We start from the raw sequence: 14,411 nt of genomic DNA, 5'->3' as shown, positions 1-14,411 counted from the left end.
GTCCCGGACGCAGAACACCGGCGGCTGCGCCCGGTGGGGTACGGCTCCGGCGACGAGCTACGCCTGGGGGAGTACCGGCGGGTTCTTCGCCGCCAGCGCCAGCAGCGGGACCGCCGCGGCGGCGTCCGTGATCAGGGTCGAGACCATGCCCGAGCGGAGGACCGCGTCGACTGCCGCGGCTTTCGGCTTGCTGTAGCCCAGGGCGATCACCTCCGGGACCGCCATCAGCTCCTCGTGGCTGATCGCCAGGACGTGGTGGGCCAAGCCGGTCGACAACGCGTTGCCCGAGGCGTCGAAGAGGCGCGCGGCGACCTCGGCCGTCGCCCCGCGGGCCGCGATCGCCGCGCGCTCGGCCTCGTCCAGTGCGTCGTACACCGTCGACTCGCCCGGCTGCCACGCGCCGATGCTGACCACCGCCTTCGTCAGGTGGCGGAACTGGCCGAACGTCTCCGCGATGCCCGGCTGGCGCCGCAGCGTCTCCGTCGTGCGCCGGTCCGGCAGCACCAGCGGCCCGAAGATCGGGTACGCGTCGCCGCCGGACACCGACGTCACGCGGCTGACCGTCTCCACCGACCGGCCGCGCATGTCCATCCCGGCCTGCACCCCGCAGAGCTGGACGATCGGGCAGCGCGGCAGCGCCCGGACCGCTTCCGTCATCGCGTTCACCGACCGCGCCCACGACAGCCCGATCACGTCGGACGGGACCGCGATCTCCTCCAGCAGCCGGGCCGCCAGCGAGCCGATCTTCGCCCGCACGACCTCCTTCGGCTCGCGCTCGGTTGAGCGTTCGAGCACCAGGGCGCGCTCCAGGCCGTACGCCGAGCGGACCTCGTCCGACAGCGCCAGGTCGACCGGCGCCGGCAGCGAAAACTCCACCCTGACCAGGCCGGACTCCATGGCCGTGTCGAGCATCCGCGCCACCTTGAACCGGCTGACGCCGAACTCGCCCGCGATCTCCAGCTTGGAGCGTCCCTGCACGTAGAAGCGCCGGGCGACGGTGGCGAGCAGCATCGCCTCAGTCAGCGAAGCGTCCTTACGGGAAGCGCTCATCTGAGCATAATAGCGCGAAATCCAGCCGAAAGGTTGACGTAATACCGACGTCAGACCTGTAATGCCTTCACATGTTCTCGACGCGATAGGTCAATGTTGCTCATATGAGCGGCGAGGAAGGGGTAAGGCATGCGTGCCGCCATCGTCGACCGGCCCGGTGAGATCAGGGTCGGCGAGGTGCCCGATCCGAAACCCGGGGAACGTCAGGTCGTCGTCAAGGTCGGAGCGTGCGGCATCTGCGGCACCGACCTGCACATCGCGGACGGGCACTTCCCGCCCACCCCGTACCCCATCGTCCCCGGGCACGAGTTCGCCGGGGAGATCGTCGAGCTCGGCGCGGACGTGCCGGGCGAGTGGAAGGTCGGCGACCGGGTGGCCGTCGACCCGTCGCTGTTCTGCGGCTACTGCGGCCCCTGCCGCGCCGGCCACGGCAACCTCTGCGCCAACTGGAACGCCACCGGCGACACCGTCGACGGCGCCTTCGCGGAGTTCGTCGCCGTCCCGACGGCCAACTGCTACCGCATGCCGGACTCGATGACCTGGGAGCAGGGCGCGCTGGTCGAGCCCGTTTCCTGTGCGGTGCACGGCGTGCGTCGCGTCGGTGTCGAGGCCGGGGAACGCTTCCTCGTCGTCGGTGCCGGCACCATGGGCCTGATCATGCAGCAGCTGCTGCAGCGCTCGGGCGCGCAGGTCACGGTGGTCGACCGCAACCCCGACCGGCTGCCCCGGGCGGCGAGCCTCGGTGCCGTCGCCACCGCAGGAGACGTCAGCGACCTGAACGGCGAGAAGTTCGACGTCGCCGTCGACTGCACCGGAGCCGCGCCCGCCATCGAGGCCGCCTTCGACGCGATCCGGCGAGGCGGACGGCTGCTCGTCTTCGGCGTCGCCCCGGCCGAAGCCCGCGTCGCGCTTTCGCCGTTCCGCATCTACAACGACGAGATCACCGTCGTCGGCTCGATGGCCGTGCTGCACAGCTTCGGCGCCGCCCTCGACCTCGTCGCGTCCGGCGCGATCGACACCGACGCCCTGCTGACCGACACCCTGCCGCTCGAGCAGTACCCCGAGGCGCTGGCCAAGATGCGCAGCGGCGCGGGCCTGAAGGTGCAAGTCCTCCCCGGAGGTGGCCGTGCGTAAGCTCCTCACCCTCCTCGCGGCGACGTCGCTGCTGGCCACCGGCTGCGCGGGCGCCGGCTCGCTGGGCACCGGCAACTCGACGCTCGTCATCGCCATCGTGTCCAACCCGCAGATGAAGGACGCCATCTCGCTCGCGCCCGAGTTCGAGAAGGCCACCGGGATCAACCTCAAGTTCGTGTCCCTGCCGGAAAACCAGGCCCGCGCGAAGATCACCGCGTCGACCGCCACCGAGGGCGGCGAGTTCGACGTCGTCATGATCAGCAACTACGAGGCCCCGCAGTGGGCGGCCAACGGCTGGCTCGAGAACCTCGAACCCCACATGGCGGCCACCCCCGGCTACGACGAAGGCGACTTCATCCCCAGCATCAAGACTTCGCTGTCCTACAAGAACCAGATGTACGCGGTGCCGTTCTACGGCGAGTCGTCGTTCCTGGCCTACCGCAAGGACCTCTTCGACAAGGCCGGGATCACCATGCCTGCCAAGCCGACCTGGCAGCAGATCGCGGACTTCGCCGCGAAGCTCGACGACAAGGCCGCCGGCGTCGCGGGCATCTGCCTGCGCGGCAAGCCCGGCTGGGGCGAGAGCCTCGCGCCGTTCACGACCGTGGCCAACACCTTCGGTGCGCAGTGGTTCGACCAGAACTGGAACGCCAAGCTGACCTCGCCGGAGTTCACGCAGGCCGCGAACTTCTACGTCAACCTGATCCGCGAGCACGGCGAAGTCGGCGCCTCCAGCGCCGGGTTCTCCGAGTGCGGCACGCGCTACACGCAGGGCAACGCGGCGATGTGGTACGACGCGACGGTCATGGCGGGCACCAACGAAGACCCCTCCAGCAGCAAGATCGTCGGCAAGTCCGGCTACGCGCCCGCCCCGGTGGTCAAGACCCAGGCCAGCGGCTGGCTCTACACCTGGGCCCTGGGCATCCCGAAGGTGGCCAAGGACAAGGACGCGGCCTGGAAGTTCATGGCCTGGATGACCGACAAGGCGTACGTGCAGAAGGTCGGCCGGACCTACGGCTGGAACCGCGTCCCGCCGGGCGTCCGCCAGTCGACGTACGCGATCCCCGAGTACGCCGACGCGGCGAAGGCGTACGCGAAGCCGACGCTGGACGGCATCGCGGACGCCAACCAGCAGAAGGTGATGGCGAACCCGGTGCCCTACCCCGGCATCCAGTTCGTCGGCATCCCCGAGTTCCAGGACCTGGGCACCCGGGTGAGCCAGCAGCTGTCGGCCGCGATCGCCGGCCGCGAATCCGTCGAAGACGCGCTGAAGCAGTCCCAGGACTACGCGCAAACCGTGGGCGACTCGTACAAGGCGGTGCAGTGATGTCCACGCTCTCCGTATCCACCCCCACGTCCACCACCCAGGAGAAGGTCGCGGAGAAACGCGGCCTGAGCACCACGGCCAAGCGGCGGCTGCCGCTGCTGCCCGCGCTCATCTTCGTCATCGCGGTGACGCAGCTGCCGTTCCTGCTCACCGTGTTCTACTCGTTCCAGTCGTGGAACCTGGTCCGGCCCGGGTCCCGGCACTTCGTCGGCCTGCAGAACTACGTCGACGTCTTCAGCGACACGACGTTCCTGGTCGCGCTGCTCAACACGGTCCTGCTGACCGTGGTGTGCGTGTTCGTCGCGCTGCTGCTCGGCCTCGGCCTGGCCATCCTGCTCGACCGCAAGTTCCTCGGCCGCGGCGTCGTCCGGACGCTGCTGATCACGCCGTTCCTGATCCTGCCCGCGGCCGGCGCGCTGCTGTGGAAGACGACGATGTTCGACCCGACCTACGGGCTGCTGCACTTCGTCTTCGGCACCGACGTCGACTGGCTCTCGGAGTTCCCGCTGGCGTCGGTGATGGCCCAGATCGTGTGGCAGTGGACGCCGTTCATGATGCTGCTCATCCTGGCCGGCCTGCAGAGCCAGGCCAAGGACGTGCTCGAAGCGGCCAATGTGGACGGTGCCGGTCGCTGGCGGACGTTCGTCTCCATCACCCTGCCGCACCTGTCCCGGTTCCTGCAGCTGGCCACGCTGCTGGGCGCGATCTACATCGTGAACAGCTTCGACGCGATCTTCCTGATGACCCAGGGCGGCCCGGGCACGGCGAGCACCAACCTGCCGTACTACATCTACCAGCGCGCGTTCGAGGGCTTCGACGTCGGCCAGTCCTCGGCGATGGGCGTGATCGTGGTGATCCTGACGATGATCGTGGCGACCTTCGCGCTGCGCCTGATGTTCCGGACCTTCTCGGTGAGCGGAGGCATCAAGTGACCACCGTCGTCCATCGCAAGCGCCACTACGGCAAGGGCTCGCTGACCGTCGCGACCTGGGTGATCGCGATCCTGTTCGTCTTCCCGCTGCTGTGGATGATCCTCACGGCGTTCAAGCAGGAGGCGGACGCCTACACCGACCCGCCGAAGCTGTTCTTCACCCCGACGTTCGAGCAGCTCGGCAACGTCCTGAGCGGCGGATTCCTGCCGTACCTGTCGAACTCGGCGTTCGTCACGATCCTCTCGACGCTGCTGGTGCTGCTCCTCGGCGTCCCGGCCGCGTACGCGCTGTCGCTGGCGCCGGTCAAAGGCACGTCGAACGCGCTCGGCTTCTTCCTCTCGACGAAAATGCTGCCGATCGTGGCGGCGATCATCCCGCTGTACGTGATCTCGCAGAACACCGAGCTGCTCGACACGGTGTGGGCGCTGGTCATCCTGTACACCTCGATGAACCTGCCGCTGGCCATCTGGATGATGCGGTCGTTCTTCCTCGAGGTGCCGCACGAGATGATCGAGGCGGGCCGCATCGACGGCGCCAACCTGCCGACGCTGCTGCGCAAGATCATCATGCCGGTGGTCGCGCCCGGGATCGCGGCGACCGCGCTGATCTGCGTGATCTTCTCCTGGACGGAGTTCTTCTACGCGGTCAACCTGACCGCGGCGCGGGCCGGCACGGTTCCCGTGTTCCTCGTCGGGTTCATCACCAGCGAAGGCCTGTACTGGGCCCAGCTGTCCGCGGCGGCCCTGCTGGCGTCGCTGCCGGTGATGATCGTCGGCTGGATCGCGCAGAACCACCTGGTCCGCGGCCTGTCCATGGGCGCGGTCAAGTAGAAGTCCCGTTGAGTAGGTGGCTGGGTTGTCGTGAGTGGTAACGCGGGTTCTAACCCGCGTTACCACTCACGACCGGGGTGGCCGGCATTGTCGACAAGTCGTTGCTCGGCTTCCCTCGGGTGACCAGCCCTCGCGCAAGAGGATCTTGCGCACTTCCGCTGCCACCGCGCACGGCGATGATCGAACGTCCTGCCAGCCGTAGACGAGGCGCGCTCGACCTGCGAGCTCGGCAGCGTTGTCCCTGCGACGGTCCCGGAATGCGACGCCGCCGGTTGCATGTGTGGCTCGACCGTCAAGCCGGATCGTGACTGCGGCGCCGTGAACGTCATAGGTGACGTCCTCCCACAATGTCTTCCCGTCGACGATGAAAGGCGTCTGTCGTTCGCCGCGAGGTAGCCCGTGGCGGTCTTCGACGTTCTCGAGGTACTCGACTTCCAGCGCTGACATCAGCCCGTCGGCGACGAGGCCGAGTCCACGGCGAATGGCGGCACGATAGCGGTACGGCGGCCGCAGCAGCAGGCAATCCTGAACGTCGTTGACGGGGATCGAGCTCCGGCTCACCAGGTCGACGACGAGCAACGTCGCCTCCCGTGCGGTCGGCTGCGAAACCGCCAGATCGAGAATCGTGTCGGGTTTGCGGGTCCGGGCTGGTGTGGTCGCCAGCGTCGTATACCGCAGCGCTCGCGAACGGTGGACGACGACGAGGGGACGCTGCGAGATCGCGGAACTGGTGTACGGCACGGTGATCTCCGCCGGCCGATCCGCCAGGGGTATCAGCCCCCATTCCTCCGCTGCCGTGTGGTGGCTGAGGACGGCGTTCGCGCCGCCATAGAGCAAAGCCGCGAACAAGCGGGCGGGCCGGGGCAGCTCTCCGGTGAATGTCGCGTAGACCCTTGGTAGCACGCGTTGCCACCGGCCGGCCACGACGTTGGCCTCGATGTCCGCTCTGGTGTGGCCGTACGAGCGGAGCTGTTCACCGCTGACGACACCGTGTTGGGCGTCGAGCAGCGGTTGCCAGCTGGGGCGGGCTCCGTCCGGTAGGCGGTCGGCCGACCAGCGTGTGTGCAGAGGCATGTCTCGACCATGGCGCCTTTAGACGCGCGGTTGTGAGCACATCCTGAATCTGTGGATAACGGAAACTGATGTGGATAAGTGTCGTGAGTGGTAAGGCGGGTTAGAACCCGCCTTACCACTCACGAGCGCGGGAGGGCTATTCCTGGAGGGAGAGGGCCTGGCTCGGGCAGACGTGCACCGCTTCACGGGCCTTCTCGACCAGGTCGCCCTCGGGCTGGTCGTCGAGCACGATGACCGTGCCGTCCTCCTCGCTCTGGTCGAACAGCGAGGGCTCGGTGAGTACGCACTGACCGGCGCCGACGCACTTGCCGGTGTCCGCGATGATCTTCATGGTCCTCTTCTCCTGTGGTGGTTTGGCAGTTCGTCTCTACCAGGTCACCGGCAGCCGGTACAGGCCGTAGATACCCGCGTCGTCCTTGAACGGCAGTTCACCGACCGGCGTGGCCGGCCGCAACCCGGGAATGCGGCGGAAGAGCGTGTCGAAGACGATCTGCAGTTCCATCCGGGCCAGGTTCTGGCCGAGGCACTGGTGCGGGCCGAACCCGAAGGCGACGTGGTGGCGCGCGCCGCGTTCGATGTCCAGCTCGTCGGGCTTCTCGAACGCGGCTTCGTCGCGGTTGGCCGCGTAGCCCAGCGCCAGCACGCCTTCGCCGGCCCGGATCAGCTGCCCGCCGACCTCGGCGTCCTCGACGCACAGCCGCGCCGTGGCGGCGTCGACGATGGTGAAGTACCGCAGCAGCTCCTCGACGGCGTCGAGGGTCTTGCCCGGGTCGTCCTTGATCAGCGCCAGCTGGTCCGGGTTCTCCAGGAGGGCCAGGGTGCCGAGGGAGATCATGTTCGCCGTCGTCTCGTGCCCGGCGACGAGCAGCAGGAACCCGGTCGCGGCCAGCGCGGCCCGCCGGTAGGTGCCCTCTTCGCGCAGCTTGACGATCTGCCGGCCGAGCAGGTCGTCCGGCGGGTTCGCCTCCTTCTCGCCGATCAGGTCGCTCATGTAGGAGCGCACGGACTCGGCCGCGGCCCGCCGTTCCTGCGGTGGCGTCGCGCGCTTGAGCAGCTTCGCCGTGTTCACCTGGAAGAAGTCGTGGTCGGCGTACGGCACGCCGAGCATCTCGCAGATGACCAGCGACGGCACCGGCAGCGACAGCGTCTCGACCAGGTCGCCCGGCTTCGGGCCGGCCAGCAGCGCGTCGATCCGCTCGTCGACGATCTCCTGGATGCGCGGCCGCAGCTCCTCCATCCGGCGCACGGTGAACTCGCCGAGCACGGCCCGGCGCGCCGGCCCGTGCTCCGGCGCGTCCATGGTGATCATGGTGCGCTCGTCGTCCGGGCGCCGGAACCCCGGGATCAGCTGCGGGAAGTCCGGGTGCTGCCGGTCGGCGCTGAACCGCCGGTCGTTCAGCACGGTCCGGACGTCCTCGTGCCTGCTGACCACCCAGGCCTGCTTGCCCTCGGGCAGCCGCACCCGGGTGACCGGCTCCTCCTCGCGGATCTCGGCGTACGCCGGCGGTGGCGCGAACGGGCACGTCCGCGTCATCGGGAATTCGTGGACGGCGGTCATGACGTCTCCCTCACCAGGTCACGGGCAGGCAGTAGAGACCGAAGATCGACGAGTCGTGCTTGTACGGCAGCTGGTCCGCCGGGGTGGCGAGCTTGAGCCCCGGGATGCGGCGGAAGAGCGTGTCGAAGACGATCTGCAGCTCCATCCGGGCCAGGTTCTGGCCGAGGCACTGGTGCGGACCGAACCCGAAGGCCACGTGGTGGCGCGCCCCGCGTTCGATGTCCAGTTCGTCCGGGTTGTCGAACGCGGCCGCGTCGCGGTTGCCGGAATAGCTCAGGCCGAGCACGCCTTCGCCTTCGCGGATCAGCTGGCCGCCGATCTCGACGTCCTCGGTGGCGACGCGCGAGGTCGCGAACTCGGCGATGGTGAAGTACCGCAGCAGCTCCTCGACGGCGTCGAGGGTCTTGCCCGGGTCGTTCTTGATGATCTCGAGCTGGTCCGGGTTCTCCAGCAACGCCACGGTGCCGAGGGAGATCATGTTCGCCGTCGTCTCGTGCCCGGCGAGGAGCAGCAGGAAAGCCAGCGAAACCAGCGAGTCGTGGTCGACGTCCCCGTGCTCCTCGCGCTGCTTGAGGACCTGGCGGCCGAGCAGGTCGTCGGTCGGGTCGGCCTCCTTCGCCGAGACCAGCTCGTCGAGGTAGTTCTGCAGCTCCTCGACCGCCTGCACCCGCACTTCCTGCGTCACCTCCCGGTTCAGCAGGGTGGAGCTGCGGGACTGGAAGAAGTCGTGGTCGGCGTACGGGACGCCGAGCTGCTCGCAGATGACCAGCGACGGCACCGGCAGGGACAGCGCCGAGACCAGGTCCGCGGGCTTCGGCCCGGCCAGGATCGCGTCGATGTGCTCGTCGACGATCTGCTGGATGCGCGGCTGCAGGGCCTTCATCCGCTTGACGGTGAACTCGCCGACGACCTCGCGCCGGGCCGCCCCGTGCTCCGGCGGGTCCATGTTGATCAGCGAAGCGGTGAAGCGGCGGCGCATCGGACGGCCGTCCTTGGTGAGGATGGGGAAGCCCGGGTTGAAGCGGTCGGAGCTGAACCGGGGGTCGGTCAGCATCTGCCGGACCTCCTCCAGACGGGTGATGGCCCAGGCCTCCGAGCCGTCGGGCAGCCCGACGCGCTGGACCGGACCCGCCTCGCGGAGCTTTTCGTAGGCCGGCGGCGGGGCGAACGGGCAGGTGCGGGTCAGCGGGAAGGTGTCGCCGCGGGTCGCAGGCTCGGCCACTTCGGTCATTTCGAACCCCCTAAATCGGACGGAAAGTATGCGGAGGATTACATTCCGGTTCTCTGGTCCAAGGTACCGAAGCGGAAGGAAGTCGTCCACTAGATGCCGGCTACCCGTTCGAGGAGGGAGTGCGTGGCTCCCTGACCATGCGAGAATCACCCCGCGCGATTCAGCGGAAGGCGAACGGCATGACGGCAGACCCCGAGACCACCCTGCGGGCGGACGCGCGCCGCAACCGCGACCAGATCCTGGCCGCCGCGAAGAGCATCTTCGCCGTTTCCGGTCCCGAGGTGCCGATGGAGGAGATCGCCCGCGCGGCCGGCGTCGGCGTCGGCACGCTGTACCGCCGCTTCCCGGACCGCGACGCGCTGGTCCGCGCGGTCGCCATGGACAACTTCGAGCGGGTGCTGATCGACGCGCGCGTGATCGCCGCGGAGGAGACGTCGTCGTGGCGCGCGCTCGAGCGGCTGCTGCGGCAGTCGGTGGAGCTGCAGCTGAGCGTGCAGCTGGCGATGGTGTCGCACCGGGCGCTGGTCATCCTCAAAAGTGACCCGGAGGTCCGCCGGCTGCGCGACGAGATCCTGGAGGTCCTCGACGCCTTCGTCGAGGGCGCGCAGGAGGAGGGCAAGCTCCGTGACGACGTCGGCGCGGGCGACATCGCGATCCTGTTCGCGACGCTGCTGCGCCAGGCGCGCGCGAAGACGCCGGAGGTCGCGGAGATGGCGGCGCGCCGGTGCGTCGGCATCATGATCGACGGTCTCAGCGCGCGGCCGGGCTCCCCGCTGCCCGGCCGTCCCATCACCTCCGGTGACCTCGACCCGGACTGATCCACGGTTTTCCGTGTTAGGGTTCCGCCTCGTTCTGCCGAATTGCAGCCGCGGGCGGGAAAATGCGACGAAGAACAATGGCCGTGTTGTTGGCGATTTGCTTCCTGCCGGTCGCCGGGTGCGGCGGCGCGCCTGTCGACGGCGTCGCGGCCGCGCCGGTGCCAACACCTTCGCCGCCGGCCTCCTCATCGGCCGCGCCCACGGCGTCCGTGACGTCGGCTTCGGCTGCCCCTTCCTCGCCCCCACCTGCGGCTTCACCGCCGCCGACGCCGACGCCACCGTCGACGACGCCGGTCCGGAACTGCCGCACGCCGGAGTTCGCCACCAGTGACCCGGACGGTGGCTGGCCGGACGGCGGCTACTACGTGCACAACAACATGTGGAACGCCGGGGAAGCGGGCCCGGAAACGCTGCGCGCGTGCGCGTACGACAACTGGTACGTCGATTCCACCCAACCGGATTCGACGTCGGTGAAAACCTATCCGAACGTGCACAAGGACATCAACAACCAGAACGGAAAACCGTTCAACGACTATTCGGTGATCAAATCCACCTTCGCCGGGCGCGGCCCGGGCATCGGCATCTACGACGTGGCCTACGACCTGTGGCTGAACGGCGTCGGCAACGGCAAGGGCGTCACCGAGGTGATGGTCTGGACGGAGAACCGCAAGCAGGTCCCGTCGGGCGACAAGCTGACGACGTACACGGCAGGCGGCTTCACCTACGACGTCTGGGCGGACGACGAGGGGTACGTGGCGTTCGTGTCCCGGTCGACGCAGTATTCGGGCAGCGTGGACCTGAAGGCGATGATCGCGTGGGCGATCGGCAAGGGCCTGGTCCCGGCGAACCCGACGGTCAACCAGATCGGCTACGGCATCGAGTTCTGCTCGACCGGCGGCGGCAAGGCCCGGTTCACGCTGACGGACTTCTCGGTGACGATGAGCTAGCGGGCCGGTGCGCCGGGTGGTGTGAAGTCGCGAGGGCGACCGGCGTGCTGCTCGACCCGAAGCTCCCGCCGCGCCCGTCGGCGGCACACGACGCGCGGTCACCTGCGGGACCCTGCGCGTCGGGGAATCGACCACATCACTGAAGGCCGCCACCCGGTGTGCCCGGGTGGCGGCCTCCGCTCGTGACCTCAGACGCCCAGCGGGTGCCAGACCGTCTTGGCCTCCAGGTACCGCCGCAGGCGGGTGAGGTCCGGTGCCGTCGTCCAGTCCGGTTCCGCCTCCGGGACCGTCAGGACCCGCTTCACCGTGTTCGCCGCTTCGCGCGCCAGGCCCGGGCGGTCGGCCGGGGCCGCTCCCGTCGGGTCCAGTGCGTTGACGTCTCCGTGCGACGCCAGCCAGGGGCCCAGCTCCGAGGCCCGCCCGGTGAGGATGTTCGCCACCCCGCCCGGGACGTCGGAGGTGGCCAGGACCTCCGACAGCGTGATCGCCGGCAGCGGGCGCTCCGCGCTGGAGACCACCACCGCCGTCGAGCCCGTGGCCAGGACCGGGGCCAGCACCTCGACCAGGCCCAGCAGCGACGAGCCCTGCGGCGCCAGGACACCCACCACGCCGGTCGGCTCCGGGACGGTGAACGAGAAGTACGGGCCCGCCACCGGGTTCGCCGCGCCGAGGACCGTGGCGATCTTGTCCGTCCAGCCCGCGTACCAGACCCAGCGGTCGATCGCGGCGTCCACCACGGACTCGGCCTTCTTCGCCGCCAGTCCTTCCGACGCCGAAACCTCGGCGACGAACTGGTCGCGGCGGCCTTCGAGGACCTCGGCCAAGCGGTAGAGCACCTGGCCGCGGTTGTAGGCCGTCGCCGCGGCCCAGCCCGGGAAGGCCTTGCGGGCCGCCACCACCGCGTCGCGGACGTCCTTGCGGGACGCGTGGGCGGCGTTCGCCAGGAACTTGCCCTTGCCGTCGGTCACCGGGTACACCCGGCCGGACTCCGAACGGGGGAACTTGCCGCCGATGTACAGCTTGTACGTCTTGGCGACGGAAATCCGGTCAGACATTCAGGTACGCCTCCAGCCCGGTGCGGCCGCCTTCGCGCCCGAAGCCGGATTCCTGGTAGCCGCCGAACGGGGCGGCGGGGTCGAAGCGGTTGAAGGTGTTGGCCCAGACCACGCCGGCGCGCAGCTGGTTCGCCATCCACAGGATCCGGGAGCCCTTTTCGGTCCAGATGCCGGCCGACAGCCCGTACGGCGTGTTGTTCGCCTTCGCGACTGCCTCGTCCGGCGTGCGGAACGTCAGCACCGACAGCACCGGGCCGAAGATCTCCTCGCGCGCGATGCGCATCGACTGGTGGACGTTCGCGAACACCGTCGGGGCGAAGAAGAACCCGCGGTCCGGCACCGGGCACGGGCTGGTCCAGCGCTGCGCGCCCTCGTCGTCACCCGATTCGACGAGCCCGCGGATCTTGGCCAGCTGCTCGGCGGAGTTGATCGCGCCGATGTCGGTGTTCTTGTCCAGCGGGTCGCCGATGCGCAGCGTCGAAACGCGGTAACGCAGCTTCTCGAGGACCTCTTCGGCGATCGACTCCTGGACCAGCAGGCGCGAGCCCGCGCAGCAGACGTGGCCCTGGTTGAAGAAGATGCCGTTGACGATGCCCTCGACGGCCTGGTCGAGCGGCGCGTCTTCGAACACGATGTTCGCCGCCTTGCCGCCCAGCTCCAGCGTCAGCTTCTTCGGCGTGCCCGCGACCTGGCGCTGGATCGCCTTGCCGACCTCGGTGGAGCCGGTGAAGGCGATCTTGTCGATGTCGGCGTGCTCCACGATGGACGCACCGATGTCGCCCGCGCCCGGCAGGATGTTGACCACGCCCGGCGGCAGCTCGGCCTGTTGGCAGATTTCGGCGAAGACCAGCGCGGTCAGCGGCGTCGTCTCGGCCGGCTTGAGGACCACGGTGTTGCCGGTGGCCAGCGCCGGGGCGATCTTCCAGGCCAGCATCAGCAGCGGGAAGTTCCACGGGATGATCTGGCCCGCCACGCCCAGCGGCCGCGGATTGGGGCCGTACCCCGCGTACTCCAGCTTGTCGGCCCAGCCGGCGTGGTAGAAGAAGTGCGCCGCCGCCGTCGGGACGTCGGAGTCGCGCGACTCCTTGATCGGCTTGCCGTTGTCCAGGCTCTCCAGCACCGCCAGCTCGCGCGAGCGCTCCTGGATCAGCCGGGCGATCCGGAAGAGGTACTTCGCGCGCTCGGTGCCCGGCATCTTCGACCAGACACCGTTGTACGCCTTGCGCGCGGCCTTCACCGCGACGTCCACATCGGACTTCGACGCGGTGCCGACCTCGGCCAGCACCTCCTCGGTGGCCGGGTTGATCGTCTTGAGCGGCTCGCCCGAGCCGTCGACGAACTCGCCGTTGACGAAGGGCTTGTAGTGGTCCTTGAGGTTCGCGATGGCGCGGGATTCCGGCGCCGGTGCGTACTCGAAAACGGGCATCAGTCCACCGTCACGTAGTCGGGGCCGCTGTAGTGGCCGTCCACCTGGGTGCGGCGCTGCAGCAGCAGGTCGTTGAGCAGGCTGGACGCGCCGAAGCGGAACAGGTCCGGGGTCAGCCACGCCTCGCCGGCGACCTCGTGCACGGCGACCAGGTACTTGATCGCGTCCTTCGTGGTCCGGATGCCGCCCGCGGGCTTGACGCCGCGCAGCTCGCCGGTCTGGACGTGCCAGTCGTGGACGGCCTGCAGCATGATGTGGGTGACCGGCAGCGTCGCGGCGGGGGAGACCTTGCCGGTGGAGGTCTTGATGAAGTCGCCGCCGGCCAGCAGCGCCAGCCACGACGCGCGCCGGACGTTGTCGTAGGTCGCCAGCTCGCCGGTCTCGAGGATGACCTTCAGGTGGGCGTCACCGCAGGCTTCCTTGACGGCCCGGATTTCCTCGAAGACCGCCATGTACCGGCCTTCGAGGAAGGCACCGCGGTCGATCACCATGTCGACTTCGTGCGCGCCGGCGTCGACGGCGATCTTGGTGTCGGCCAGCTTGATCTCGCGGCTGGTGCGCCCGGCGGGGAAGCCGGTGGCGACGCTCGCGACGTGCACGCCGCTGCCCTTGAGGGCTTCGACGGCGGTGGCGACCAGGTCGGGGTACACGCAGACGGCGGCGACGCGCGGGGTGTCCTGGCGTTCCGGGTCGGGCCGCACGGCCTTCGCGGCCAGCGCCCGCACCTTGCCCTGGGTGTCGGCGCCCTCCAGGGTGGTCAGGTCGACCATGGAGATGGCGGTGTCGATGGCCCACCGCTTGGCGTCCTTCTTGATGCTGCGCGTGCCGAGGCCCGCCGCGCGCTGCTCGACGCCGACCTGGTCGACACCGGGCAGCCCGAGCAGGAAGCGGCGCAGGCTCGCGTCGTCGCGAGTCGCGTCCACCAGCGGTGCCGGGGTGGCCGGCGCCGCTGACGTGCTGGTCGTGGCTGTCATGCGCCTGAGTCTAGGCGGCGGGTCCGACAGTGCGAGCCCCCATCGGTTGTGACGC

General features: G+C 69.1%; 15 protein-coding genes. 7 read left to right on the top strand and 8 right to left on the bottom strand.

Annotated features, from left to right (window positions below; genetic code table 11):
• Positions 1-57: 57 nt before the first annotated feature.
• Positions 58-1,050, bottom strand: a complete 993-nt coding sequence (locus ACWEGE_RS34155; RefSeq protein ID WP_449664590.1) for a sugar-binding transcriptional regulator — start codon at positions 1,048-1,050, stop codon at positions 58-60.
• Positions 1,051-1,179: 129 nt separating this feature from the next.
• Between ACWEGE_RS34155 and ACWEGE_RS34150 the strand changes: the two genes are divergently transcribed.
• From ACWEGE_RS34150 to ACWEGE_RS34135, 4 genes are read left to right on the top strand one after another with little or no spacing between them, the layout of a single operon-like run.
• Positions 1,180-2,184, top strand: a complete 1,005-nt coding sequence (locus tag ACWEGE_RS34150; RefSeq protein ID WP_449664589.1) for a zinc-dependent alcohol dehydrogenase family protein — start codon at positions 1,180-1,182, stop codon at positions 2,182-2,184.
• Entirely contained in the window at positions 2,171-3,511 is a 1,341-nt protein-coding gene (locus ACWEGE_RS34145; protein WP_449664588.1) for an ABC transporter substrate-binding protein, read from the top strand. The genes ACWEGE_RS34150 and ACWEGE_RS34145 overlap by 14 nt, the downstream gene beginning before the upstream one ends.
• Complete coding sequence (locus tag ACWEGE_RS34140) at positions 3,511-4,443, top strand: carbohydrate ABC transporter permease (RefSeq protein WP_449664587.1); 933 nt, start codon at positions 3,511-3,513, stop codon at positions 4,441-4,443. Before ACWEGE_RS34145 ends, ACWEGE_RS34140 begins: the two co-directional genes overlap by 1 nt.
• Positions 4,440-5,273, top strand: coding sequence for a carbohydrate ABC transporter permease (locus ACWEGE_RS34135; protein ID WP_449664586.1), 834 nt, complete (start codon positions 4,440-4,442; stop codon positions 5,271-5,273). Before ACWEGE_RS34140 ends, ACWEGE_RS34135 begins: the two co-directional genes overlap by 4 nt.
• A gap of 66 nt (positions 5,274-5,339) precedes the next feature.
• On the opposite strand, the gene ACWEGE_RS34130 is transcribed toward ACWEGE_RS34135, so the two are convergent.
• From ACWEGE_RS34130 to ACWEGE_RS34115, 4 genes are all read right to left on the bottom strand, one after another.
• Entirely contained in the window at positions 5,340-6,347 is a 1,008-nt protein-coding gene (locus ACWEGE_RS34130) for a hypothetical protein (protein WP_449664585.1), read from the bottom strand.
• A 136-nt stretch (positions 6,348-6,483) separates the two neighbouring features.
• Positions 6,484-6,678, bottom strand: coding sequence for a ferredoxin (locus ACWEGE_RS34125; RefSeq protein ID WP_449664584.1), 195 nt, complete (start codon positions 6,676-6,678; stop codon positions 6,484-6,486).
• 36 nt (positions 6,679-6,714) lie between these two features.
• The gene (locus tag ACWEGE_RS34120) at positions 6,715-7,905 is read right to left on the bottom strand and encodes a cytochrome P450 (RefSeq protein ID WP_449664583.1); all 1,191 of its coding nucleotides are present in this window, start codon (positions 7,903-7,905) and stop codon (positions 6,715-6,717) included.
• A gap of 10 nt (positions 7,906-7,915) precedes the next feature.
• Positions 7,916-9,136, bottom strand: a complete 1,221-nt coding sequence (locus ACWEGE_RS34115; RefSeq protein ID WP_449664582.1) for a cytochrome P450 — start codon at positions 9,134-9,136, stop codon at positions 7,916-7,918.
• A 179-nt stretch (positions 9,137-9,315) separates the two neighbouring features.
• Between ACWEGE_RS34115 and ACWEGE_RS34110 the strand changes: the two genes are divergently transcribed.
• From ACWEGE_RS34110 to ACWEGE_RS34100, 3 genes are read left to right on the top strand one after another with little or no spacing between them, the layout of a single operon-like run.
• Entirely contained in the window at positions 9,316-9,954 is a 639-nt protein-coding gene (locus ACWEGE_RS34110; RefSeq protein ID WP_449664581.1) for a TetR/AcrR family transcriptional regulator, read from the top strand.
• Entirely contained in the window at positions 9,935-10,285 is a 351-nt protein-coding gene (locus ACWEGE_RS34105) for a hypothetical protein (RefSeq protein WP_449664613.1), read from the top strand. Before ACWEGE_RS34110 ends, ACWEGE_RS34105 begins: the two co-directional genes overlap by 20 nt.
• A gap of 34 nt (positions 10,286-10,319) precedes the next feature.
• Positions 10,320-10,901, top strand: a complete 582-nt coding sequence (locus ACWEGE_RS34100; protein ID WP_449664580.1) for a GH12 family glycosyl hydrolase domain-containing protein — start codon at positions 10,320-10,322, stop codon at positions 10,899-10,901.
• Between the two features lie 188 nt (positions 10,902-11,089).
• Here ACWEGE_RS34100 and ACWEGE_RS34095 read toward each other — a convergent pair whose 3' ends face one another.
• From ACWEGE_RS34095 to deoC, 3 genes are read right to left on the bottom strand one after another with little or no spacing between them, the layout of a single operon-like run.
• A complete protein-coding gene (locus ACWEGE_RS34095) occupies positions 11,090-11,956 on the bottom strand; it encodes an aldehyde dehydrogenase family protein (protein WP_449664579.1) in 867 nt (288 codons plus the stop codon).
• A complete protein-coding gene (locus ACWEGE_RS34090; protein WP_449664578.1) occupies positions 11,949-13,382 on the bottom strand; it encodes an aldehyde dehydrogenase family protein in 1,434 nt (477 codons plus the stop codon). Before ACWEGE_RS34090 ends, ACWEGE_RS34095 begins: the two co-directional genes overlap by 8 nt.
• Positions 13,382-14,356 (bottom strand): deoxyribose-phosphate aldolase, encoded by a 975-nt coding sequence (deoC, locus tag ACWEGE_RS34085; RefSeq protein ID WP_449664577.1) that lies wholly within the window; start codon positions 14,354-14,356, stop codon positions 13,382-13,384. The genes ACWEGE_RS34090 and deoC overlap by 1 nt, the downstream gene beginning before the upstream one ends.
• Positions 14,357-14,411 lie beyond the last annotated feature (55 nt).

The sequence above is a fragment of the Amycolatopsis sp. NPDC004747 genome, from assembly GCF_053601335.1.
Note: the sequence above shows the minus strand (reverse complement) of the source record. Positions and strands in the feature narration are given on the sequence as shown.